Source organism: Rhizobium sp. Rhizsp82 (genome assembly GCF_047325115.1).
Classification (GTDB): Bacteria; Pseudomonadota; Alphaproteobacteria; order Rhizobiales; family Rhizobiaceae; genus Rhizobium.
This window is the reverse complement of record NZ_CP168570.1, coordinates 900,001-924,255: the sequence shown is the minus strand read 5'-3', so window position 1 is coordinate 924,255 and position 24,255 is coordinate 900,001. Positions and strand designations below refer to the sequence as shown.

18 protein-coding genes, 1 tRNA gene and 2 rRNA genes (1 of these 21 only partly in view) are annotated in these 24,255 nt (G+C 61.1%); 8 read left to right on the top strand and 13 right to left on the bottom strand.

Annotated features, from left to right (window positions below):
• Nucleotides 1-137 precede the first annotated feature (137 nt).
• The 7 genes from ACEN84_RS09110 to ACEN84_RS09080 form a co-directional block, all read right to left on the bottom strand.
• A complete protein-coding gene (locus ACEN84_RS09110; protein WP_413710630.1) occupies nucleotides 138-2,588 on the bottom strand; it encodes a GcvT family protein in 2,451 nt (816 codons plus the stop codon).
• Between the two features lies 1 nt (nucleotide 2,589).
• Complete coding sequence (locus ACEN84_RS09105) at nucleotides 2,590-3,465, bottom strand: phosphotransferase (RefSeq protein ID WP_413710629.1); 876 nt, start codon at nucleotides 3,463-3,465, stop codon at nucleotides 2,590-2,592.
• A gap of 72 nt (nucleotides 3,466-3,537) precedes the next feature.
• The gene (locus tag ACEN84_RS09100) at nucleotides 3,538-4,614 is read right to left on the bottom strand and encodes an ABC transporter ATP-binding protein (RefSeq protein ID WP_413710628.1); all 1,077 of its coding nucleotides are present in this window, start codon (nucleotides 4,612-4,614) and stop codon (nucleotides 3,538-3,540) included.
• A gap of 23 nt (nucleotides 4,615-4,637) precedes the next feature.
• Nucleotides 4,638-5,711 carry a Gfo/Idh/MocA family protein gene (locus ACEN84_RS09095; protein WP_413710627.1) on the bottom strand — a complete coding sequence of 358 codons (1,074 nt, stop codon included), beginning with the start codon at nucleotides 5,709-5,711 and terminating at the stop codon, nucleotides 4,638-4,640.
• 20 nt (nucleotides 5,712-5,731) lie between these two features.
• Nucleotides 5,732-6,619 carry a carbohydrate ABC transporter permease gene (locus tag ACEN84_RS09090; RefSeq protein WP_112714290.1) on the bottom strand — a complete coding sequence of 296 codons (888 nt, stop codon included), beginning with the start codon at nucleotides 6,617-6,619 and terminating at the stop codon, nucleotides 5,732-5,734.
• On the bottom strand, nucleotides 6,612-7,574 hold the full coding sequence (locus tag ACEN84_RS09085) for a carbohydrate ABC transporter permease (protein WP_413710626.1): 963 nt from the start codon (nucleotides 7,572-7,574) through the stop codon (nucleotides 6,612-6,614). The genes ACEN84_RS09090 and ACEN84_RS09085 overlap by 8 nt, the downstream gene beginning before the upstream one ends.
• A gap of 5 nt (nucleotides 7,575-7,579) precedes the next feature.
• Nucleotides 7,580-8,866, bottom strand: coding sequence for an ABC transporter substrate-binding protein (locus ACEN84_RS09080; protein WP_413710625.1), 1,287 nt, complete (start codon nucleotides 8,864-8,866; stop codon nucleotides 7,580-7,582).
• Nucleotides 8,867-9,073: 207 nt separating this feature from the next.
• Here ACEN84_RS09080 and ACEN84_RS09075 point away from each other — a divergent pair, with 207 nt between their 5' ends.
• The 5 genes from ACEN84_RS09075 (at nucleotide 9,074) to ACEN84_RS09055 (ending at nucleotide 14,372) form a co-directional block, all read left to right on the top strand.
• Nucleotides 9,074-9,751: a TetR family transcriptional regulator gene (locus tag ACEN84_RS09075; RefSeq protein ID WP_130279421.1), complete on the top strand. Its 678-nt coding sequence runs from the start codon at nucleotides 9,074-9,076 to the stop codon at nucleotides 9,749-9,751.
• Nucleotides 9,752-9,882: 131 nt separating this feature from the next.
• Complete coding sequence (locus ACEN84_RS09070; protein ID WP_199629895.1) at nucleotides 9,883-11,031, top strand: Gfo/Idh/MocA family protein; 1,149 nt, start codon at nucleotides 9,883-9,885, stop codon at nucleotides 11,029-11,031.
• Nucleotides 11,032-11,033: 2 nt separating this feature from the next.
• The gene (locus tag ACEN84_RS09065) at nucleotides 11,034-12,200 is read left to right on the top strand and encodes a dihydrodipicolinate synthase family protein (RefSeq protein WP_413710624.1); all 1,167 of its coding nucleotides are present in this window, start codon (nucleotides 11,034-11,036) and stop codon (nucleotides 12,198-12,200) included.
• Between the two features lie 24 nt (nucleotides 12,201-12,224).
• A complete protein-coding gene (locus ACEN84_RS09060; protein ID WP_413710623.1) occupies nucleotides 12,225-13,055 on the top strand; it encodes a sugar phosphate isomerase/epimerase family protein in 831 nt (276 codons plus the stop codon).
• A 42-nt stretch (nucleotides 13,056-13,097) separates the two neighbouring features.
• The gene (locus ACEN84_RS09055) at nucleotides 13,098-14,372 is read left to right on the top strand and encodes a Gfo/Idh/MocA family protein (RefSeq protein ID WP_413710622.1); all 1,275 of its coding nucleotides are present in this window, start codon (nucleotides 13,098-13,100) and stop codon (nucleotides 14,370-14,372) included.
• Between the two features lie 32 nt (nucleotides 14,373-14,404).
• Here the strand turns inward: ACEN84_RS09055 and ACEN84_RS09050 are convergent, their stop codons facing one another.
• From ACEN84_RS09050 to ACEN84_RS09040, 3 genes are read right to left on the bottom strand one after another with little or no spacing between them, the layout of a single operon-like run.
• Nucleotides 14,405-15,418 (bottom strand): hydroxyacid dehydrogenase, encoded by a 1,014-nt coding sequence (locus ACEN84_RS09050; protein ID WP_413710621.1) that lies wholly within the window; start codon nucleotides 15,416-15,418, stop codon nucleotides 14,405-14,407.
• Complete coding sequence (locus ACEN84_RS09045; RefSeq protein ID WP_413710620.1) at nucleotides 15,415-17,268, bottom strand: DUF2264 domain-containing protein; 1,854 nt, start codon at nucleotides 17,266-17,268, stop codon at nucleotides 15,415-15,417. The genes ACEN84_RS09050 and ACEN84_RS09045 overlap by 4 nt, the downstream gene beginning before the upstream one ends.
• A 9-nt stretch (nucleotides 17,269-17,277) precedes the next feature.
• Entirely contained in the window at nucleotides 17,278-18,303 is a 1,026-nt protein-coding gene (locus tag ACEN84_RS09040) for a LacI family DNA-binding transcriptional regulator (RefSeq protein ID WP_413710619.1), read from the bottom strand.
• A gap of 137 nt (nucleotides 18,304-18,440) precedes the next feature.
• Here ACEN84_RS09040 and ACEN84_RS09035 point away from each other — a divergent pair, with 137 nt between their 5' ends.
• From ACEN84_RS09035 to ACEN84_RS09025, 3 genes are all read left to right on the top strand, one after another.
• Nucleotides 18,441-19,727, top strand: coding sequence for an ABC transporter substrate-binding protein (locus ACEN84_RS09035; protein ID WP_413710618.1), 1,287 nt, complete (start codon nucleotides 18,441-18,443; stop codon nucleotides 19,725-19,727).
• A 168-nt stretch (nucleotides 19,728-19,895) separates the two neighbouring features.
• Nucleotides 19,896-21,707, top strand: coding sequence for a class I SAM-dependent methyltransferase (locus ACEN84_RS09030; protein WP_413710617.1), 1,812 nt, complete (start codon nucleotides 19,896-19,898; stop codon nucleotides 21,705-21,707).
• A 97-nt stretch (nucleotides 21,708-21,804) separates the two neighbouring features.
• Nucleotides 21,805-21,960 (top strand): hypothetical protein, encoded by a 156-nt coding sequence (locus ACEN84_RS09025; protein ID WP_413711354.1) that lies wholly within the window; start codon nucleotides 21,805-21,807, stop codon nucleotides 21,958-21,960.
• A gap of 72 nt (nucleotides 21,961-22,032) precedes the next feature.
• Here ACEN84_RS09025 and ACEN84_RS09020 read toward each other — a convergent pair.
• From ACEN84_RS09020 to ACEN84_RS09010, 3 genes are all read right to left on the bottom strand, one after another.
• Nucleotides 22,033-22,109: transfer RNA gene (locus tag ACEN84_RS09020), tRNA-Met, on the bottom strand.
• Nucleotides 22,110-22,351: 242 nt separating this feature from the next.
• Nucleotides 22,352-22,466, bottom strand: a 5S ribosomal RNA gene (gene rrf, locus ACEN84_RS09015).
• 182 nt (nucleotides 22,467-22,648) lie between these two features.
• Nucleotides 22,649-24,255: ribosomal RNA gene (locus ACEN84_RS09010) — 23S ribosomal RNA — on the bottom strand; it runs 1,193 nt beyond the window's last position.

Here is a 24,255-nt window from a genome sequence, read left to right as displayed (position 1 = left end):
CACAGGGATCCAGCAGGCCCAAGTCTTTGGGCCGGGAAGACCCTTCCTCTAGCTGACAGATTCATTCACCGCGCAGACGCGCGGTGGCTGGATTCCTGTGACAAGCACAGGAATGAGGGAGAATCCGGGGCGCTCGGCTACCCCTTCACCCTCTTCATCTCGGAATCATACAACGGCTTCAGCGACACCGAGCACGGCACCCGCTCCCGCGCGACATCGAGTTCATACCTACCCGACAGCACAAAATCCTCCGTTACACCCGCTGGGTTGCGGACATAGCCAAAGCCGATCGCCTTGCCGATCGTGTAGCCGAAGCCGCCGCTGGAGAGCCAGCCGACGCGCTGGCCGTCGCGATAGATGGTTTCGCGGCCGAGCAGGACGACATCAGGGTCATCAGGCACGAAGCAGGCGAGCATTTTTTTGACGCCGCCGGAGAGTTGCCGCTCGATGGCTTCGCGTCCGCGGAAGGGGGTGGCTTTTCTCGTCTTCACCGCCCAAGCGAGGCCTGCCTCAACGGGCGTATGATCCGGGCCGATATCCGATCCCCAGGCGCGGTAGCCCTTTTCTAAACGGCAGCTCTCGATGGCGCGGTAGCCGGCGTTGATGAGGCCGAGGCCGGCACCGGCCGCCATCAGCGTATCGTACACGGTGGTGGCGTATTCTACAGGCACATGCAGTTCGTAGCCAAGCTCGCCGACATAGGTGATGCGCAGCGCCCTGACGGGGCAGCCCGCGATCCCCACGGTCTTGATGCGGCCGAAGGGGAAGGCGGCGCTCGAGACATCCGAGGACGTGACTTTCTCCAGCACGGTGCGGGCATTCGGCCCCATCAGCGACAGAACCGAATAGGCGGAGGTGACATCGACCAGCTCGGCCTGCATGCCCTCCGGAATATTGCGGGCTATCCAGTCGAAGTCGTGGGTCGCGAAGCCGGTGCCGGTGACGATGTAATATTCGTTCTCGGCGATGCGGGCGACGGTGAGGTCGCATTCGATGCCGCCCTTGTCGTTCAGCATCTGGGTATAGACAAGCGATCCCACCGGCTTTGCCACGTCGTTCGACGCGATCCAGCCGAGCGCTGTCTCGGCATCGCGGCCCTTCAGCACGAATTTGGCGAAGGACGTCTGGTCGAAGATGACGGCGGCTTCACGCACCGCCTTGTGCTCACGGCCGACGGCATCGAACCAGTTCTGCCGGTTGTAGCTGTAGATATCCTTCGGCTCTTCGTTGGCGAAGAGATCGGCGAACCAGTTCGGCCGCTCCCAGCCGAGCTTTTCGCCGAAGCAGGCGCCCTGCGCCTTGAGGCGGTCGTAGAGCGGCGACTTGCGGCAGGGGCGGCCGCTCGAATGCTCCTCGAAGGGGAAGGCCAGCGTATAGTGCTTGCCGTAAGCTTCCAGTGTGCGGGTGCGGACCCAGTCGGTGTCGAAATGCGGGCGGCCGAAGCGACGGATATCGACCGGCCAGAGATCGTAAGGCGGCTCGCCCTTCGCCACCCATTCGGCAAGCGCCATCCCGGCACCGCCGCCGGAGGCAATACCGAAGGCGTTGAAGCCGGCGCCGACGAAGAAGTTCTTCAGCTCCGGCGCTTCGCCGAGGATGAAATTGCCATCCGGCGTGAAGCTTTCCGGCCCGTTCAACAGCTGCTTGACGCCCGCCGTCTCCAAGCCTGGAACGCGAGCCAGCGCCTGCTCCATGATCTGCTCGAAGTGATCGTAATTGCTGTCGAGCAGCGTGTAATGGAAACCCTCGGGAATGCCGCCCGTGGCCCAGGGGATCGGGTTCGGCTCATAGCCACCCATGACGAGGCCGCCCACCTCTTCCTTGTAATAGGTCAGGCGATCGGGATCGCGCAGCGTCGGCAGGTTCGAGGGAACGCCGAAGGATTCGGTGATCAGATATTGATGCTCGACGGAGACGAGCGGAACATTGACGCCGAAGCGTGCGGCGAAAGGCCGTGTCCACTGACCGGCGCAGACGACGACGCGCTCGCATTCGATCCGTCCATTGGCGGTGATGACGGCGCGGATGCGGCCCTTGTCGATTTCGAGATCGATGACTTCGGTGTCTTCGAAAATAGAGACCCCAGCCATGCGGGCACCGCGCGCGAGCGCCTGGGTAATGTCAGAAGGGTTCGCCTGACCGTCGGTCGGCAGATAGGCCGCGCCGACGAGGTCATCGATGTTCATCAGCGGCCAGAGATCGAAGGCCTCTTGCGGCGTCAGCAGATGCATTTCGAGGCCGAAGGACTGGGCCGTGGTCGCCTGACGCTTTACCTCCGTCCAGCGTTCCTCATTGCAGGCGAGCCGCAGGCCGCCATTCATCTTCCAGCCGGTGCCGAGCCCTGTTTCGGCCTCCAGCCTCTTGTAGAGATCGACGGAGTAGCCGAGCAGCTGGGTGATATTGGCGCTGGTGCGCAACTGACCGACGAGGCCGGCGGCGTGGAAGGTCGTGCCTGATGTCAGCTTCTTGCGCTCCAGCAGCACGGTATCCGTCCAGCCGAGCTTGCCGAGATGATAGGCCGTCGAGCAGCCGATAATGCCGCCGCCGATGACCACGGCCTTTGCCGTCTTCGGTAATTCCTTCGTCATTCTACTGATCCTGTTCAAATGCCTTATAGGCGCGCTCGAAACGCGCGAGATTTACGGCGGTATAGGCGGCGTAGTCGAAATCGATGGTCGAATGGGTCTCGGAGACCATGCTCCAAAGCGTTTCGCGCAGCAGCGAGGCGCATTTCATGGCCCGATAGCGGCGCCACAGATCCGGCGTCAGCGGTGTCTCGAAATAGCTCTCCAGCATCACGCGCTCGGCTGCTTCCGATAGCTCGTTGTTGGAGGCGAGACCGCCGAGATCGAAAAGCGGGGTATTGAAGCCGGCATAATCCCAGTCGATCAACCAGAGCCGCTTGCCGTCATCGAGGAAATTGGCGGCCAAGAGATCGTTGTGTCCGAAGCCGATCTCGAACGGACCGGCAGCGGTCTCCAGTCGCTCCGCCTTTTCGAGAAAGCCCGGCAGCAACGGTGAATAGTTGCTGCCCGCAGCCGCAAGGTTGGCCGCATAGTCGCGGATAACGTGAAATACCCAGAAGATCATTGCCTGGCCGCGGAAGTGGCGGGCGATGTCGCGATGGCAGGCGCGGATCAGCGGCAGCGTCCGCTGCAGGGTTTGCTCATCCTGCAGATCTGCAGCGGTCAGCGACCGCGCTTCGATGAAGTCGAGGACGAGAATACCGGGCGCATGATGGATGACGGCTGGCGACAGGCCTGCGGCATGGGCGGCAATACTGGCTGCGAGTTCGTTCGGCCGGCTGATGTGATGGATCGGAATATCGTCGCCGAGCCGGACGACCCGGCGCGTGCTGCGATCACGGACGAGATAATTGCGGTTGGTGATGCCGCCGGTGATAGGTTCGATCTCGACCGGCCCGTGCCAGATGCCGAGTGCATGAATCCTATCTTCAGGCGTCACGCTCGTCCCCCTCGCGGCCCATTTTCAAAATGATGGGCCAGAGGAGGATTAGCTGTCAAGCTGAGCAGCCGCTCAGATGGTCGCGCCCGAGGCATCGAAGACGTGACAGCGGGCGGGATCGAAGGACGTCTTGACGTTGGTGCCGCGTTCGACCTTCTGCTGGCCATCGAGCGCGATCGTCAGCTGCTGGCCATCCGGCGTCGTGCTGTAGAGCATGGTCGCGCCGCCGAGATTCTCGACGAGATCGACATTGACGGTCGCGAGCTCGGCACCGCCTGCGGCAACGGTCAGGTGCTCCGGACGGATGCCGAAGGTGACGTCCGATCCCGCGGCGCCCTTCAGGCGGCGTGGCAGGCGGATCGAGGTGCCGCAGACGTTGATGACCGTATCGCCATCATTCACTTGCTCGATCTTCGCCTTCAGGAAATTCATCTTCGGGCTGCCGATGAAGCCGGCAACGAAGCGGTTGGCCGGGTTATTGTAGAGATCGAGCGGAGCGCCGACCTGCTCGATGCGGCCGGAGTTCAGCACAACGATCTTGTCGGCCATGGTCATGGCCTCCACCTGATCGTGGGTAACATAGATCATCGTGTTGCCGAGATTGCCGTGAAGGCGCGAAATCTCGACGCGCATCTGCACGCGCAGTTCGGCATCGAGGTTCGACAGCGGCTCGTCGAAGAGGAAGATGCGCGGCTCGCGGACGATGGCACGGCCGATCGCGACGCGCTGGCGCTGACCACCGGAGAGTGCCTTCGGCTTGCGCTCGAGCAGCTTCTCGATCTGCAGGATCTCGGCGGCACGGCGCACTTTCGGCTCGATCTCAGCCTTCTTGTAGCCGGCTGTCTCCAGGCCGAAAGCCAGATTCTTGTAGACCGACATATGCGGATAGAGCGCGTAGGACTGGAAGACCATGGCGATACCGCGCTTGGCGGGCGCCACCTCGTTCATCCGCTCGTTGTCGAGCAGCAGCGTGCCGCCCGAGATCTCCTCGAGACCAGCGATCATCCGCAGCAGCGTGGACTTGCCGCAGCCTGACGGGCCGACGAACACGACGAATTCGCCGGGATCGATCGTCAGGTCGATGCCGTGAATGACATCAAGCGACCCGTAACGCTTCTCGACCTTCTGAAGAACGACACTCGTTGCCATCTCCCAAATCCTCTCTGATCCCGTTATCGCGTTTTTGCACGCCAGTCGGCGTATTTGGGGCTCTCCGGCCCGATCGGCAGCGCGACGTCAGCCCCGCTGTCCGAGGATTGATAGATCGCCGTCACCAGCTCCAGCGCCCGTCGCGCGTCTGCCGAAGTGACCGGTAGCGGCCCGTTACCACTGAGATAATCATGGAAGCGGACCATCTGCGTGTTGAAGCGCGGAGCGACTGGCTGCCAGTCCGCGAGGGCGGCATCGATCCTTGCCTGCACCTCGTCGTTTGCAGCGAGGATCTGCCATGGCCCCTTGCCGGGCGAATAGGCTTCGTAGTTGCTCTCGAAAGTGACGTTTTCGAAATGCAGCCGCAGGCGGCTGATTTCCTGCTGCGAACCCAGCGTGCAGGAGAGCGAAACGAAGGCGCCGTTCTGCATCTCAAGGCTGACCGACGCGCAATCCTCCACCTCGATATCGTTGACCCGCGTCGCAACGCGGCCGAAGACGCGAGCGGCGGGGCCGGCGAGATGAAAGAGCATGTCGTGGAGATGCAGGGCGTGGGTGACGAGCACGCCGCCGAGCTCGGTCGCCCATTTGCCGCGCCAGGGAACGGCATAATATTCCGGCTTACGCAGCCAGAAGGTCTCGACCGAGCCCATGTAGAACTTGCCCGCGATCCCAGCATCGATGATGCGCTTGGCCTGCTCGATGCCATCGCCGTAACGATACTGGAAGATCGGCATCAGCGTGCCCTTGGCGGTCTTCTCGGCGCGCATGATCTCGTCGACGCCTGACAGCGATCCTGTCAGCGGCTTTTCGCAGACGACGTGCTTGCCGGCGGCGAGTGCTGCGATCACCTGCTCCTTGTGGATGCCCGGCGGCGTGCAGATATCGATGATGTCGATGCTGTCATCGGCCAGAAGCTCGTCGAAGGAGGTGCTGCGGCGCTCGATGCCGAACTCGTCGCCGACGGTCTTCAGCCGTTCTTCATTGAGGTCGCAGATCGCTGCGACCTTGAAACGATCAGGGTGCGGCAGATAGCCTTCGACGATGTGCGAACGCCCGATACCGCAGCCGACGATGGCAACAGTCTTGATGGTCATGTCATTCTTTCCCATTGGCATCAGCGCTTCATGCCGGTCGTCGCAATGCCCTCGATCAGCAGGCGCTGGAAGAACAGGAAGAAGAAGAACACGGGCACGAGCGTCAGTGTCGACATGGCGAACAGTCCGCCCCAATCCGATGCGCTGGTCGAGTCGACGAAAGTGCGCAGACCGAGCTGGATCGTGTAGGTGTTCATGTCATTCAGATAGATCAGCGGACCGAAGAAATCGTCCCAGGTCCAGATGAAGGAGAAGATCGCGGCTGTCGCCAGAACCGGCAGCGACAGCGGCAGCATGATCTTCCAGTAGATGCGCCAGGCGCTGCAGCCGTCCATCATCGCCGCCTCGTCCAGCTCTCGCGGGATGCCGCGGAAGAACTGCACCATGAGGAAGATGAAGAAGGCGTCGCTTGCCAGGAATTTCGGCACGACCAGCGGCAGGATGGTGTTGACCCAGCCGAGGTTGAGGAACAGCACATATTGCGGGATCAGCGTCACGTGGTACGGGATCATCAGCGTGCCGAGCATGATCGCGAACCAGAAGTTACGGCCGGCAAAACGCAGGCGGGCAAAGGCGAAGGCCGCGAGCGAGCAGGCGATGACATTGCCGGTCACTGTCAGCAGCGAGATGACGAGCGAGTTCCAGAAGAAGCGGCCGAAGGTGATATCGAGGCCGGTCCAGCCGCGGACGTAGGAGCTGAAATCGATCGACGACGGAATGATCGAGGTCGATGAGAAGATTTCGTTTTCCGGGCGCACGGAGGCCGAAACCATCCAGAGCAGCGGGTAGAGCATCAGCAGCGATGCGCCAATCAACAGGATATGGACGACGATCGAACCCGGCAGGCTGCGCTTGTTGACGTCGGATGGCGGCCTGGCCGCGGTCACTGTAGCGGTCATCTCAGTCATCGTAGTGAACCCAATAGCGCGAGGACAGGAACGAGAAGGCGGTGAAGATCGCGATGATGACCACCAGGATCCAGGCGAGCGCCGAGGCATAACCCATGCGGAAATTGCCGAAGGCTTCCTGGTAGAGATAGAGCGTGTAGAACAGCGTCGAATTGATCGGACCGCCGGTGCCGCCGGAAATGATGAAGGCCGGCGTGAAGGCCTTGAAGGCTTCGATCGTCTGCACCACCGCATTGAAGAAAATCACCGGCGTCAGAAGCGGCAGGGTAATCTTGTAGAACTGGCGGAATTTCGAGGCGCCGTCGAGGCTTGCGGCCTCATACATATCCTGCGGGATCTGGCGCAGACCGGCGAGGAAGATGATCATCGGCGAGCCGAACTGCCAGACGGACAGCGCTACCAGCGTATAGATCGAATAGCTCGGATGCGAGATCCAGCTCGGGCCCTGAATACCGATCTGTGCCAGCGCCGCATTGACAAGGCCGTCACCGGCAAAGAGCTGGCGCCAGAGAACGGCGATCGCCACGCTGCCACCGAGAAGCGACGGCAGGTAGAAAATGGCGCGGTAGACCGGCAGGCCACGGATACCGCGGTTCAGCGCCATCGCAACCATGAGCGCGAAGGTGAGCTTGAACGGTACCGAGAGCACCACATAGGTGAGCGTCACCGACATCGCGGCTGCGAATTTCGGATCGGCAGTGGCGATGCGCACGTAGTTGGCAGTGCCTACCCAGCCTGGCGCCCTCAACATGTCGAAGTCGGTAAAGGACAGGTAGAGCGAGATCAGGGCAGGTCCGAGCGTCAGCCCGAAGAAGCCCAGAAGCCAGGGCAGAAGGAAGAGATAACCTGGAGCATTGGCATTCCACAGCCGCCTGAAACGGCTGTCTGCCACTGCTCCCTGGTAACGTTCCACCATCACGGCTCCGTCAGCCGTCGTGCGCATCGCATTGTTCATATGGTTCAACCCCGCGCGAGAACGCGCGTAATTTCATCCACAAGCTGCTTGCCGGCATCGGCAGGGGTTACCTGACCGAAGGCGACCTGCTCGGCGAGCTGACGCAGAACCGTCTGTCCCTCGCCTGCGCCTGTCGGCGGCGGCGGCGGCAGTGGCCCGGCGAGATCACCGAGATTGGCCACGTAGTTCAACGGGATCTTGCCGACATCATCAAGCGTGCCGGCGACGACATCACGCATCGACTTCGATTCCGGAATGCCGCGCTCGACATCGAGCACCTTGGCAGCATCGGGATTCATGACGAAGAAGTTGACGTAATCGACGGCCTGATCGAGCACCTTCGACTGCGCTGACACCGAGAAGAACATCGACGGCTTGCGGTAGTGGCCGCCCTTCGAGTCCGCCTTAATGCGCGGGTAGTTGCTGAGCGTCAGCTTGTCCTTGACGACGGCCTGGAAGCCGACGAACTGGTTGCTGTGCGCGTAGTCGATAGCGGCCTTGCCCATCGTGAGCGGAGCCGTGTCGATCGTGTCCTTGTAGAGTGCCTGAACGTCAGGCGGCACACAGGCACCGGCTTCGCGGAACTTAGCCCACATGTCGAACCATTCGGAAGCGTCGTCGACACCGAAGGCAATCTTCGAATCCGCCGTGTACAGCGCCTTGCCGCGCTGGCGCACGTAGTTTTCGAAGAGCGGCTCGGCGCCGCTGCCGTCGGCAAAGCCGAAGAAGCCCTTGCGCTTGCCGGATTTGGTGATCTCGGCGCCCATCTTGCCGAGTTCTTCCCAGGTCGTCTTGTTGTTCGGCGGCTCGATGCCTGCTTCCTGCAGGGCAACGGTATTGACGACCGTGGCTGCAGAATTGGCGCCGAGACTGATACCGTAGAGATGGCCGTCGACCTTGCCACCTTCGATCTGGGCCGGATCGAAATCACCGAGCTGCAGCTTCGAGGGCATGTAGGATTCCAGCGGCGCAAGAGCGCCGCGCCGGGCATATTCGACGATGTAACGATAATCCATCTGGATCACGTCGGGGGCGTTCTTGCCGGCGACCTGGGTCGCGAGCTTCTGCCAGTAATCGCCCCAGCCCAGGAATTCACCGGTGATCGAAACACCGGAATTCTTGGCCTTGTAGAGATCCGACACCTTGTTGGTGCGGTCCGCGCGGGGCTGTGAGCCCCACCAGATAAGGCGCAGGCGGGCATCCTGCGCAAATGCTGGCATACCCATACCCGAAAGCGCGAGAAGCGAGGCCCCTCCCGCCATGAAACCACGTCTATTAATGCTGAATGTCATCTGTTTTTCCTCCTCCCTTGGGGAGCGCCTCCACACGCTCCTTGCTGGTTTCTCTTGCAACAAATAACTAATTGGTTACAAGCTATGGACAAGCATCGAGCCTGTCAAGCGGTCATAATTCAGCGAGGTTTCCTCCTCGAATTTCGCTTGTACAACCTCGCACCGAAGCCTTATGAGCGCAACATTAGCGTCTGGGGAGATAAGCCGATGAACGATACCGGCCAGACTGGTGAAAAGAAAAAGTCGAAGCGCGCCGCCGGCGAACGCGTGCTGCAACGCGACCCGGAAAGAACCAAAGCTGCGATCCTCGAGGCGGCAACGCAGGAGTTTGCCGAAAACGGCATGGGCGGCGCCCGTGTGGACGCCATCGCCGAGCGCGCCGGCACCAACAAGCGCATGCTCTACCACTATTTCGGCGACAAGGAGCAGCTCTATCTGCGTGTCCTCGAAGAGGCCTATGTCGGCATCCGCACCGCCGAACGCGAGCTGCATATCGGCGACCGCAATCCGGAAGAGGGCATTACCGAACTCGCGCTCTTCACCTGGCGCTATTTCCTCAAGCATCCGGAATTCCTGAGCCTGCTCGGAACCGAGAATCTGCATCGCGCCCGCTGGCTGCGGCAATCGGTGCGGCTGAAGGAACTGCATTCGCATCTGATCGGCGAACTCGCCCAGGTGCTCGAGCGCGGCAAGAAGGAAGGCGTCTTCATCGAAAGCGCCGATCCGCTGCATGTCTATCTGACCATCGCATCGCTCGGATATTTCTATCTTTCCAACCAGTACACGCTCTCGACAATCTTCGGCCGCCCGCTGATCGAGCCTGAAAATCTCGATACCTGGGAGCGCCATATCGTCCATGTGACGCTCGCCTCAATCAAGCGCTGAAAAGTCGAATCCGGATTTGCCTATTGACAGGTCCGGTTTTCATCTGCCATCAAGTAACTGTTTAGTTACTGGCTTGGGAGGGCCGGGCCAAGCCCGCTCCCCGCTGGAAACCGATTTGCAGGGAGGAAAAAATGGCGCGTCTCGGGATCATTTTGCACGGCGTTACCGGCCGCATGGGATACAATCAGCACCTGGTGCGATCGATCCTGGCGATCCGCGATCAGGGCGGTCTTCTGCTGAAATCCGGCGAGAGACTGGAGATCGATCCCATCATCGTCGGCCGCAACCGCGACAAGATGGAAGAGCTTGCCCGCAAGCATAACATCAAGCGCTGGTCGACAGATCTCGACGCAGCGCTCGCCAATCCCGACGATCACATTTTCTTCGATGCCGGCACGACGCTGATGCGCGCCGAGCTGCTGTCGCGAGCGCTCGATGCCGGCAAGCATGTCTATTGCGAGAAGCCGATCTCCGATGATCTGCAGGTGGCGCTCGACCTGGCGCGCAAGGCCCGCAAGTCTGGCCTGAAGCACGGCGTGGTGCAGGACAAGCTCTTCCTGCCCGGCCTTCGGAAGCTGGCGCTGCTGCGCGATTCCGGCTTCTTCGGCAAGATCCTGTCGGTCCGCGGCGAGTTCGGTTACTGGGTCTTCGAGGGCGACTGGGGCGTTCCGGCGCAGCGTCCGTCCTGGAACTACCGAAAGGGCGACGGCGGCGGCATCATCCTCGATATGCTCTGCCATTGGCGCTATGTGCTCGACAACCTGTTCGGCGAGGTCAAGGCCGTCTCCTGCCTCGGCGCTACCCATATCGGCAGCCGCGTCGACGAACAGGGCAAGACCTATAATTGCGATACCGACGATGCCGCCTATGCGACCTTCGAGCTCGATGGCGGCGTGATTGCGCAGATCAATTCTTCCTGGGCAGTGCGCGTGCGCCGCGACGATCTCGTGACCTTCCAGGTCGACGGCACCCATGGATCGGCCGTTGCCGGTCTGACGAAATGCTGGACGCAGCATCGCGTCAACACGCCGAAGCCGGTGTGGAACCCCGACCAGCCGCAGACGATCGATTTCTACAAGACCTGGGACGAAGTGCCGGATACGCAGCTCTTCGACAACGGCTTCAAGGCGCAGTGGGAAATGTTTCTGCGCCACGTCGCCGAGGATGCACCGTGGCCCTACGGCATGGAAGCCGGCGCCAAGGGTGTGCAGCTTGCCGAACTCGGCCTGAAATCCTGGGCCGAACGCCGCTGGCTCGACGTTCCCGCACTGGAGTTCTGATCATGGCAGGTACGATCAACCTTCCGCTCGATGGCAAGATCGCCGCCTACCAGCTGACCGGCACGCCGATCGAAGTGAAGAAGCGCAAGGCCAAGGATTTTCCGCGCGTGGTCTATGCGGCGGCACATGTGGTTGCCGATCCGCTGGCCGACAACGATCCCTGGCTGACACCGGCGATCGACTGGGAGCGGACGCTCGCCTTCCGCCACCGCCTCTGGGATCTCGGGCTCGGCGTTGCCGAGGCGATGGATACCGCGCAGCGCGGCATGGGTCTCGGCTGGCCCGAGGCGCGTGACCTGATCCGCCGTGCGCTGCGCGAGGCGCGCGGGCGCGACGATGCGCTGATTGCCTGCGGCGCCGGTACGGATCACCTGACGCCCGGACCCGATGTGACGATCGATACGATCATCAAGGCATACGAAGAGCAGATCGAAACCGTCGAAGCCGAAGGCGGCCGGATCATCCTGATGGCGAGCCGGGCGCTGGCGGCGGCGGCCAAGGGGCCGGATGACTATATCCGCGTCTATGACCGGATCCTTCGCCAGGTAAAGGAACCGGTGATCATCCACTGGCTCGGCGAGATGTTCGATCCGGCGCTCGAGGGCTACTGGGGCAACGGCGACCACATCAAGGCGATGTCGACCTGCCTAGAGGTCATCGAGGCCAATGCCGCCAAGGTCGACGGTATCAAGATCTCGCTTCTTTCCAAGGAGAAGGAAGTGGCGATGCGCCGGCAGCTGCCGAAATCCGTGCGCATGTATACCGGCGACGATTTCAACTATGCGGAGCTCATCGCCGGCGACGAACAGGGCCATTCCGACGCGCTTCTTGGCATCTTCGATGCGATCGCGCCGGCGGCCTCCGCCGCCATGGAGGCGCTCGGGCGGCAGAGCAACAACGAGTTCTTCGAGCTGCTCGATCCGACCGTCCCGCTTTCGCGGCATATCTTCAAGGCGCCGACCCGCTTCTACAAGACCGGCGTCGTCTTCCTCGCCTATCTCAACGGTCTGCAGGATCATTTCGCGATGGTCGGCGGGCAGCAGAGCACGCGGTCGCTGACACATCTTGCCGAACTCTTCCGGCTCGCCGACAAGGCGCGCGTGCTTGCCGACCCGGATCTCGCCGTCAGCCGCATGAAACAGGTGCTCGCCGTTAACGGCGTGCAATGACCGGTCAGGCAGGGAGGACAGGACATGCAGGTTGAAGGTCTTTCGATCAATCTCGCAACGATCCGCGAGCAATGCGGCTTTGCCGAAGCAGTCGATATCTGCCTGAAGCACGGCATCACAAGGATTGCGCCATGGCGCGATCAGGTGGCCAAGGCCGGTCTGGACGAAGCCGTGCGCATCGTCCAATCGAACGGCCTGAAGCTGACCGGTCTCTGCCGTGGCGGCTTTTTTCCGGCGGCCAATGACGGCGATTGGCAGAAGAACCTCGACGACAACAGGCGGGCGATCGACGAAGCGGCGGCACTCGGTGCTGATTGCCTAGTACTCGTTGTGGGTGGCCTGGCAGGTGGATCGCGCGATATCGGCGCTGCCCGGCAGATGGTGTCCGATGGCATTGCCGCTGTCCTGCCCCATGCCAAGGCATCCGGCGTGCCGCTGGCGATAGAGCCGCTACATCCGATGTATGCCGCCGATCGTTCCTGCGTGAATACGCTGCGCCAGGCGCTCGACATGTGCGAGCAGCTCGGCACCGATGTCGGCGTCGCTATCGACGTCTATCACGTCTGGTGGGATCCGGAGCTTGCCGAGCAGATCGCCCGCGCCGGCCGCATGAAACGCATCTTCGCCCACCACATCTGCGACTGGCTGGTTCCGACCAAGGACATGCTGACCGATCGCGGGATGATGGGTGACGGTGTGATCGATCTCAAGAGCATCCGGCGCATGATCGAGAAGGCAGGCTTCTTCGGCGCCCAGGAGGTCGAGATCTTTTCGGCAGACAATTGGTGGAAGCGTCCGGCGGAAAAGGTCATCGCGACCTGCGTCGACCGGTATCATAGCTGCTGCCTGGTTTAATTGGATATATTCGTTTCAGCACGTATTAAGGAGGATCATTCGATGGAGAAGCGCCGCTTTGCACTGATCGGGACCGGTAACCGCGGGACCACCATGTGGGGGAAGGACCTGCTTGCCGGCTGGCGGGAGCATGTCGATCTCGTCGCCATCGTCGAGAAGAATGCGCTGCGCGGAGAACGCGCCCGCACGATGATCGGCAGCAACGCCCCGATCTATGACGACATCGAAGCGATGCTGAAGGAGGTCAAGCCCGACCTCGTCATCGTCTGCACCCCTGACCACACCCACGACGCAATCGTCGTTCGGGCGCTCGAGGCGGGCATCGACGTCATCACCGAAAAGCCGATGACGACGGCGGTCGACAAGATCCGCCGGATCATGGATGCCGAGAAGCGCACCGGCCAGCGCGTCGACGTGTCCTTCAACTACCGCTACGCGCCGACGGCGGCGCGCATCAAGGAACTGCTGAATTCCGGCGAGATCGGCCGCGTCACATCGGTCGATTTCCATTGGTATTTGAACACCAAGCATGGCGCCGACTATTTCCGCCGCTGGCATGCCTATACAGAGAATTCCGGCAGCCTTTTCGTTCATAAGGCGACCCACCATTTCGACCTGCTGAACTGGTATCTCGACAGCGATCCGGAAGCCGTGACGTCGTTTGCCGACCTGCAGAACTACGGCCGCAAAGGCCCGTTCCGCGGACCGCGCTGCAAGCTCTGTCCCCACACCGCCGAGTGCGACTATTATCTCGACCTCGGCGCCGACCCCTTCCTCGACACGCTCTACGAGGATCCCTCAAAGGTCGATGGCTATTTCCGTGACGGCTGCGTCTTCCGGGAGGATATCGACATTCCCGATACGATGGTCGTCAGCATCCGTTACCGCAACAACGTCCACGTTTCCTATTCGCTGAACACCTTCCAGCCGATCGAGGGCCATCACCTGGCATTCAACGGCACCAAGGGTCGCATCGAAATCCGCCAGTATGAGGCGCAGCCTTGGGAGATGAAGCGGGAAGACGAAATCCTGCTGATCCGAAACTTCCCCAACGGCAAGGAAGCCGTCGAGCGTATCACCGTTCCGCATTCGTCGGGCGGCCACTATGGTGGCGACGACCGGATGCGCAACATGATCTTCAAGCCCGATATGAACGACGCCCTGCATCAGCGCGCCGGAACGCGGGCCGGCGCCATGTCGGTTCTGTGCGGGATTGCAGCACTGCAGAGTTCACGCACCGGCAAGGTGGTCTCGATCGCCGACCTGATGCCGGAGCTTGCCAATGACGGCTCGCCGAACAGCATAAAAGCCGGCTAATAAAATCAGGCCTGGGGCGTCGCTTTGCCGCCTCAGGCAACCCGGTCGAGATCGGCGAGCGTTAGCGCATAGCGCAGCGGCTCGCCTTTCAGAAAGCGCTCCACCTCGTCCACGGCCATTTCGCCCAACCTCGTCCGCTCCAATCCGACCGCCCCTGCAATGTGAGGCGTCAGGAAAACGTTCTGCAGGTCGTAGAAGGGCGATGCCTTCTCCGGAACTTCCGGATCGGTCACGTCGATGATCGCATCGATGCGGCCGGTGGCGAGGGTCGCGAGCAGCGCGGCCTCATCGATAATCGCGCCACGCGCCGTATTGATCAGCGCCGCGCCGTCCTTCATCAGCGCCAATTTCCCCGCATCGATCATGTGACGTGTCGAGGGCAGCGATGGTGCGTGCAGCGAAACAATATCGGAGATGCGCATCAGTGTATCGAGATCGCATTTTTCGGTGCCAAGGGCCGCGCATTCGGCGGCGCTCAGCGTCGGATCGAAGAGGACGATCTTGAACTCGAACGGCTTCAACAGCTCGATCAACCGGCGGCCGATCCGCGAGGCGCCGATGATGCCGACGGTGCGACCATAGTTGCCGATCGCCAGCCGCTGCATCGGATAGGTGCGGTCACGGTCGCGGTCGGCGGTATAGAAATCCCGGAAGCGGAAGACCTGCTTACCGGCGAAGAGAATGGCCGCAAGCGTAAACTCGGCCACCGGCACGGCGTTGGCTTCCGCCGCATGCGTGACCTTCACACCGGCATTGAATATCTCCTCGCCGACAATGCCTTTCACCGTGCCCGCCGCATGCGCCACAAGCTTCAGGTCCTTGGCGAGCGAAAGGACGTTTTCTCCGGCAAAGGGGGCGCCCCAGCCGGTGATCAATATCTCGGTGTCCGCCAGAACCCGCCTGGCGCGCTCGTCATCGAAATTCTCAAGCGGCTGCCGGTCGAGAAGCATGCCGAGACCAGCCAGCCGGTCGAGAAGCTGATCCGGCAACACGTGTTCGGTCCGCTGGCCGGGCTGCATGGCAAGCGCAACGCCGGGACCTGTCATGGCATCTGCCCCGGCGCTTCGATGGCGCTGACGGTAACGCCTTCCTTGGCAACCAGCGCCTCAAGCGCCGCAAGATCGGGTTTTGCGGGAGGCTTCAGCCAGGCCGTCTTTGCTGCCTGCTGGTCTCGGGTGGCAATCACGGCCGTCACAAGCACGGTTTCACCGGCCTTGATCGCACCGCGGAGCTGCGGCACGAGGGTCTTGGCAACGATCATATTGGTGTTGGGCAGCGCCTTCTGCACGAGGCCCTGTCGCTCGATGCTGGAGCCGAGATCTACTATACCGGAGAAATCCGCTTCACCGATGGCATGCGCAGCGCCGGTCTCCGCCTCCAGTCTATCGCGATCGAAATCCCGCTTAGCAATCGCAAACCCACCTTCGGCGATCTGCAGAGCGCGATCCGATCTGATGCGATGAACGCGCAGATGCCACGGCGCGGCAGGCACCAGCCAGGTTTCCACGCTGACATCGCTGAAGGGCGACCACTTCGCATAGAGCACGTCGCCGGCGATCTTCGCCTCCCTGTTGGTTTCCCTGACGCGGTAATGCAGGCCGTCATCGCTGAAGGCCAGCGCGGAATCGAAAGCGGCGCCGGAAAAGCTGCGCTCGTCTGCCTCGACACTGAAGCCGTAGCGGGCCGAATATGCGAATTTTGCGTATTTTTCGGTACCAAATCGCATCTGGAGATTTTCCTGCCCTGATGACAGGGCCACCGCATCTTCCCCGGTATGCATGATGACCATGCCCGGATGACGCTGCGGCGTCACGGCGGCGGCTGCAGGCACTTTCTCTTCGGCGGTCCAGAACGGATGGTTCTCGGGGATCGCCAGCGGCAGGAATGCCTTGAAGGCCCAATAGGGGGAACCGGCGGAATTATAGCTCTCCGACATCAAGAGGTTCGGATAGGCAAAGCCGATCGACAGGATGCCGTCGCGATTGGTCATCGGCTTGTCGCGCCACCAGCGCAGATGCTGCAGGCAGAGATGCTTCACCTCGCCCCAGGGCAGCGCCTCGAGATCGGCAAAGGCAAGGGCCGACCAGAAGCCAGCGCAGGCAAAGCGGTAGGTAAGGCTGCGGCCGAACGGTATCGTCGCGCCATCATCGGCAAACCAATGGCGAAAATCCCTGGCGAACAGCAGCGCCCGCTCGCGATAGCGCCTGGCATAGTCGTCATCCACCAGCTTCGAGTAGATCAAGCCGTAGAAGTGCATGGCGAAGGGAATGTAGTGATCGACGCGACGCACATTGCCATCGCGATACCAGCCGTCGCCGACATAGAAGCCTTCGAGCTCTTCGAGATATTGCCTGGTCAAGCTGCGATCGAAATCCGCGCCGACGCGATCAAGCGCGATATCGACGAAGATGCGGAAGAACTTCCAATTATTGTCGGCATAGTCGAACTGCCGGGCATGCTTGAGATAGGCAATCACATTGGCGCGCTGCTTCGCGTTCAGCGGCTCCCAGACCTTTTCGGGTGTGAGTGCGATTGCAAAGCCAAGCGCAGCGAACTCGACCATGCGCTGGTCGCGGCCATTGACGGTGCCCCAATATTCCGGGTGATCCGGATCGGTACCGTTGGCGATGCCTTCCGCAAAGCGGTGCCAGTGCCCGAATTCCCCCTTGCCGGCGCCCAGCGGCGCAAGGCCCCAGAGCGGCCGGGCAAAACCTTCGAGATCGGCTGCTGCCCGGTCGAAATGCGCACCGGCGCCATCAAGCCGGACACGCGCATTGCCTTCCGAAAAATAGGGCAGCAGCGGATCAAAGAGAGCATGAAGCGCGCGGCTCATATCGTCGCGCGTCTTCAGGGGATTGCCTGCAAGCGGATTGGCGCTGGCCGGATCATATGTCATCTGCATCACTCATCGATTTTTTGCATCTGGCACAGTCCCCCCGGAGACCGGGACGACCGCTTGGCATAGGTGGCGCGCAGGCGCAGTCCTGTCGCGGAAGCGGGCAATCATCAGCGCGATCGCTTCGCGCCCCAGCGCAGCCCGGTCGACACGCATCGTCGACAGGGGCGGATTGGTCATCATCGCGCAGGGAAGATCATCGAAGCCGACGATGGCGAAATCTTCCGGCACGCGAAGACCCGCCTCGGTGACGGCCTCGAGAACGCCGACGGCGATGAAATCATTCATGCAGAAGGCGGCCGTGTAGCTCTTGTCCTTGGCAAGCAGTGCTGCGGTGCGCTCATGGGCTTCCCGGGTCGCGCTACCGGAGAAATCCATCGGCACCAGCAGGCTTTCCGCACCGCGGGCCGCAACTGCCGTATCGAAGCCGCGAACGCGCTCGCGGATCGTGTGGCGATGCGAGCCGGTCAGATGCAGGATCTTCCTGTGCCCTGCGTCGAGCAGCCGCTCAGCCGCCTGGAAGGCACCGAAGAAATTCGAGGGCGATACGCCATCGAGCTTCAGCTGCGGATCCGTGCCGTTGACCAGCACGACAGGCACATTCTCCTCCTCGATCCATTGGCGCAGCACGTCCGAAGGGTCGATACCGACGAGAAAAAGCCCCTCGGACTTGGTGGCTTCCATATGGCCCCGGATCACATCTGGAGACGCGCGGTCTTCACGCAGCAGCCGGACTTCGAATGGCATGCCCGCTTCCATCGCCCCGGCGCGCAGGCCTTCTACGATCGATTCATAGAAGACGCTGAGACCGCCGGTAACGCTGTCGCTGGCGATCAACGCCAGACCGCCCGCCGGCGCTTCCATCAGTGACTTCGGCTGATAACCGCGCTCGGCCGCCACCCGCAGAATATGTTCGCGCACGCTGCCGCTAATGCCCGGCTCATTGGCAAGTACACGCGACACCGTGGAGATGGAGACGCCCGCCAGCGCCGCAATATCGGCCTGGCGCGGCCGTTTGGATTTCGTTTCGCTCATAGGGTGACATTATGCAAATAATGCAAATTTGCAAGTTTTATATAATTTCTTGCAAACGGATATTTTTTGCGTAGGCTGTGCCGCCAGATGCCCGGACAAAGTTGGAGGACGGCGAGGGCAGCCAAAGGAGGAACATCATGCAGATCAACAGGCGTTCATTTCTGATGGGCACGGCCGGCGTGACGGCGGGCCTGGCTTTCGGTGCCGGCGGCGTACCGGCTTTTGCGGCGGATGCGCAGCTGCGCGCCATGTGGTGGGGCTCGAACGACCGCGCCAAGCGCACGCTCGATGTCGCCAAGCTCTACCAGGACAAGACCCCCGGCGTGACGATCGTCGGCGAATCCATGAGCGGCGACGGCTATTGGACCAAGCTTGCGACACAGATGGCCGGCCGCGCCATTGCCGACGTCTTCCAGCTCGAGCCCGGCACGATTTCCGACTATTCCAAGCGCGGCGCCTGCCTAGCGCTCGACGAATTCGTGCCCTCGACGCTGAAGGTCGATGCCTTCGGCAAGGACATGCTGAAGCTGACGACCGTCGATGGCAAGCTCTATGGCGTCGGCCTCGGCCTCAATTCTTTCGCGCTGTTCTTCGACCAGGCTGCCTTCGAGAAAGCCGGCCTGCCGCTGCCGACGACGGATCTGACCTGGGACGAATATGCGAAGCTGGCCGTCGAGCTCACCAAGGCATCGGGCAAGGACAATTACTGGGGCGGCCCTTATGGCGCCCGCTATACCTATGTCTTCGACGCCTGGCTGCGCCAACGCGGCAAGAGCCTCTATGCCGATGGCAAGCTCGGCTTCGGTGTCGACGATGCCAAGGAGTGGTACAGCTTCTGGGAAGATCTTCGCAAGAAGGGCGGCACAGTCGGCGCCGACGTCCAGACGCTTGACCAGAACACGATCGACACCAACGCGCTGGCGCTCGGCAAATCGGCGATGGGCATGGCCTATTCCAACCAGCTCGTCGGCTACCAGCTGATCTCCAAGAACAAGCTGGCAATCACCACGCTTCCGCGCGAAAAGAAAGGTGGGCCCTCGGGCCATTACTACCGCCCAGCATTGATCTGGAGCGTCGGCGCGACGACCAAGAACGGCGAGGCAGCGGCGAAATTCATCGACTTCTTCGTCAACAGTCCCGACGCCGGCAAGATCCTCGGCGTCGAACGCGGCGTGCCGATGTCGCCTGCCGTGCGCGAAGCAATCCTTCCGGCTCTCAACCCGACGGAACAGGCGACGGTTCAATATGTCAACCTGCTCAAGGACCAGGTCGGCGATTACCCGGCGCCGGCCCCGCTCGGCTCGACCGAGTTCGACCAGCGCCTGTTCCGCCCGATCGCGGACGAACTTGCGTTCGAGCGGACGACGCCCGCGGAAGCGGCGCAGCGGCTTGTCGATGAGGGCAAGGCGACGATCCGGAGCTGAGTGGCAATCGAAAGAAACAGGGAAGCCCGCGAAAGCGGGCTTCTTTCATTTTCAGCGATGCCTTGAGCAAGCCGCACTCCGGTTTGTCCGTCAGCTTCGGTCCAGCCTCTTCTGCGATTGGTCTCGCAAACCTTCGTCAGAATCAGCCGCGGCTGTATTGGAGAATTCATGCAAGACCTCTTACAGGCATCGGGTTACCGCAAGAACGGCAAGGTCTGGAGCCACGAGACGACGCGCGACGCGTTCCGCTACAATGACGGCGACGCATCGGAAATGCGGATCCTCGATGTCATGCGCTTGTCTGCCGATACCTCGCTTTTCTCCAAGGAACTTGAGCGGGCGATCACCGACTGGCCTTCGAACTACCATCTCAATCCGACGCGCACCAATCTGTTCCGGCCGATCAAGCACCTGATCCACGGCCCCGTCCTGGAAATTGGCGCTGGCGCCGGCGCCATGACGCGCTTCCTCGGCGAAGAAGGCCACGAGGTACTTGCCCTCGAAGGCAGCCCGCGCCGTGCCGCGACGATCGCCGAGCGCTGCCGCGACCTGCCGAACGTCACTGTTCTCGCCGAGCCGCTGCAGAATTTCGAAGTCGATCAGAAATTCGCGACGGTGACGCTGATCGGCGTGCTGGAATATGCCCGCGTCTTCTTCGGTGCCGAAGATGGCCAGGATGCGATCGAGCGGATGCTTGCCAAGGCGCGTTCGCTGCTTGCACCGGGCGGCGTGCTGATCATCGCCATCGAAAACCAGATCGGCCTCAAATATCTTGCCGGCTTCCCCGAAGATCACCTGGCGCGGCCGATGGTCGGCGTCGAGGATCAGTATACGCAGAACGGTCCCGTTACCTTCGGCAAGCGCGAGCTGTCGCATCGCGTCACGGCCGCCGGCCTGCCACATCAGAAATACTGGTTCCCCTTCCCGGATTACAAGCTGCCCCGGTTCGTGCTGAACGAGGAAGCCCTGACCGCGGACCTGCCGACCGATTTCTCGCCACTGATCCGCGGCGCGACGGCGACCGACCCGCAGCGCCCCGGCATTCTTGCTTTCGAACAGGACCTCGCTTGGGACGTCATCGCGCGAAATGGCCTGCAGGGCGATCTCGCCAACTCCTTCCTGCTTGTCTCCTCCGACCAGCCGCTGGCCGCGGACGATGTCATGGCCACGCACTTCACCGGCGGCCGTGACGCGCAATATCAGAAGCTGGTGCGCTTCGTGCGCAAGGGCGAGCAGCTCGTGGTCGAGCGCGAAGCCATTCAGGCTGACAACAACGGCATGAATCTATCGCCGCTGAAGATCAATCTTGAAGACGAGGTCTTTGAAACCGGTCTGGTGTGGCGCGATATCGGCAAGCGTTGCCTGCTGCAGGACGGCTGGTCCGTCGAGCATCTTGCGAACTGGACCAATGTCTGGAAACAGGCGCTCGACCAGCATCTTGCCGGCATGGGCATCCCCGCGCCGATGCAGCTGCAGGACCGCGTCCCCGGCTCGCTGCTCGATGCGATCCCGCGCAATCTCATCGTCGGCGAAAAGCTGAGCTTCATCGATCTCGAGTGGGTCTACGATCAGCCGATCGAGTTCGGCTACCTGATGTTCCGCGGTCTGTGGGATCTGATTTCCGACACGCGTGCCGCTGCAACGCCGGCCGCCGGAACCCCGAACAAGGTCGGCGATCTGATGTTCCAGATCATGGAATATCTCGGCTATCCCGTCGCCGCGCAGACGGTGATCGATTATCACGCTCAGGAAGTCCGCTTCCACAGCTCGGTGACCGGCCGCGCGCTCCAGACCAATTCAGCCGACCTCCTGTTGACCATCGGCCGCCGCCTCAACTTCGCCGATATCCGCGAACTGCAGGTCCAGATCCAGCGGCTGAACGCACAGAACCAGGCGCTGACGCAGGAACTCGAGGGCGAGCGCCGCAAGGTCCGCGATATGCTCGATGCCGTGAACGGCTACAGCCTGCGGGCAGGCTGATCCGGCTTCGATTGCCTTAATGAAGTGCACGAGGGCGCGGCAGATGCCGCGCCCGTTTGTGTTTCCGTATTGGAAGAAGCTGGGCCGGACTGCAGCTATGGCGCGCACGACCTCCAAGGAGCAGCAATACACCTTGCTAGTCCTGCCCGGCATGCCGGTCGAAGTCTTCATCTCGACACATGAGCGGACGGCGATGTCGTTTCTGACGAAGCCATTGACAGATCAGTTGAGCCGTGCGTTTCGGGAGGAGTGAGGGTGCGGTTTATCTCTAGCCCAGAAACGCAAGAACGCGCCGGATGGCGGGCTGTGATGTGTCGGGGATCGTTGGTTGCGGGGGCAGGATTTGAACCTGCGGCCTTCAGGTTATGAGCCTGACGAGCTACCGGGCTGCTCCACCCCGCGCCAGCGCAAAACCCTTTGGGTTTTGTCGCGATAGCGTAAAGCGCCGAAGACGTTTTACGCTTACTGCCGGAGCAACTCCAAAGGAGTTGTCTCCTGTAAGGGACGCACCATTATAGATCCGGTGCATCGCTATTTCAGTCTGCATATAGGGCTCGAAAGCAAAAAGGCCGCTTTGCGAGCGGCCCTTTGATCGGCCAGGGGCCGTAATTTCGTTCAGAGAAGATTTATGTTGCGTTTAGCAGACCTGGCAGCGACCGACTCTCCCGCGTCTTAAGACGAAGTACCATAGGCGCTGGGGCGTTTCACGGCCGTGTTCGGAATGGGAACGGGTGCAGCCACCCCGCCATGACCACCAGGTCAGCGAAGCGCAACAATTGAGAAGCTGGCGCAGCCGCTAGGCTGCATTTTTTGAACACGTCTTCGGTGCAACAAACCGGACGAACACTGCGTGTTCGCCGCGCCCGTCGCAAAGGCTTTCGCCTTCGCTCTGTCGGGACAACCGCTTTGCGGTTGCCCTGAGATGAGCACAAGCAATGAGAACGATCAAGCCAATCGAGCTATTAGTACCGGTAAGCTTCATGCGTTGCCGCACTTCCACACCCGGCCTATCAACGTGGTCGTCTTCCACGGCTCTGATAGGGAACACTCGTTTTCAGGTGGGTTTCCCGCTTAGATGCCTTCAGCGGTTATCCCGTCCATATATAGCTACCCTGCTATGCCCTTGGCAGGACAACAGGTCCACCAGAGATATGTCCATCCCGGTCCTCTCGTACTAGGGACAGATCCTGTCAATATTCCTACACCCACGGCAGATAGGGACCGAACTGTCTCACGACGTTCTGAACCCAGCTCACGTACCGCTTTAATTGGCGAACAGCCAAACCCTTGGGACCTGCTCCAGCCCCAGGATGCGATGAGCCGACATCGAGGTGCCAAACAACCCCGTCGATATGGACTCTTGGGGGTCATCAGCCTGTTATCCCCGGCGTACCTTTTATCCGTTGAGCGATGGCCCTTCCACGCGGGACCACCGGATCACTATGACCGACTTTCGTCTCTGCTCGACTTGTCAGTCTCGCAGTCAGGCGGGCTTATGCCATTGCACTCGACGACCGATTTCCGACCGGTCTGAGCCCACCATCGCGCGCCTCCGTTACTCTTTCGGAGGCGACCGCCCCAGTCAAACTACCCACCATACACTGTCCCGGATCCGGATAACGGACCGCGGTTAGACATCCATGACGATAAGGGTGGTATTTCAAGGATGGCTCCACGGAAACTGGCGTCCCCGCTTCAAAGCCTACCACCTATCCTACACATGCCGACACGAATGCCAGTGTAAAGCTATAGTAAAGGTGCACGGGGTCTTTCCGTCTGACCGCAGGAACCCCGCATCTTCACGGGGAATTCAATTTCACTGAGTCTATGTTGGAGACAGCGGGGAAGTCGTTACGCCATTCGTGCAGGTCGGAACTTACCCGACAAGGAATTTCGCTACCTTAGGACCGTTATAGTTACGGCCGCCGTTTACTGGGGCTTCGATTCAAAGCTTGCACCTCTCCTCTTAACCTTCCAGCACCGGGCAGGCGTCAGACCCTATACGTCGTCTTGCGACTTCGCAGAGCCCTGTGTTTTTGATAAACAGTCGCTACCCCCTGGTCTGTGCCACCCCATCTCACTTGCGTAAAATGGGGTCACGCTTCTTCCGAAGTTACGCGTGCAATTTGCCGAGTTCCTTCAACATAGTTCTCTCAAGCGCCTTGGTATACTCTACCTGACCACCTGTGTCGGTTTCGGGTACGGTCTATACGGTGGAGCTATTTCCTGGAACCGCTTCCCTGCCCACTCAATCCAATAAGAATGAACAAGTTACGCAATCCGTCACTACCACCAGGCCCACGAATATTAACGTGGTTCCCATCGACTACGCGTGTCCGCCTCGTCTTAGGGGCCGGCTAACCCTGCTCAGATTAACTTTAAGCAGGAACCCTTGGTCTTTCGGCGAGAGGGTCTCTCACCCTCTTTATCGTTACTCATGTCAACATTCGCACTTCCGATACCTCCAGGATGTCTCACGACTGTCCCTTCACAGGCTTACGGAACGCTCCGCTACCACTTGCATTGCTGCAAATCCTCAGCTTCGGTG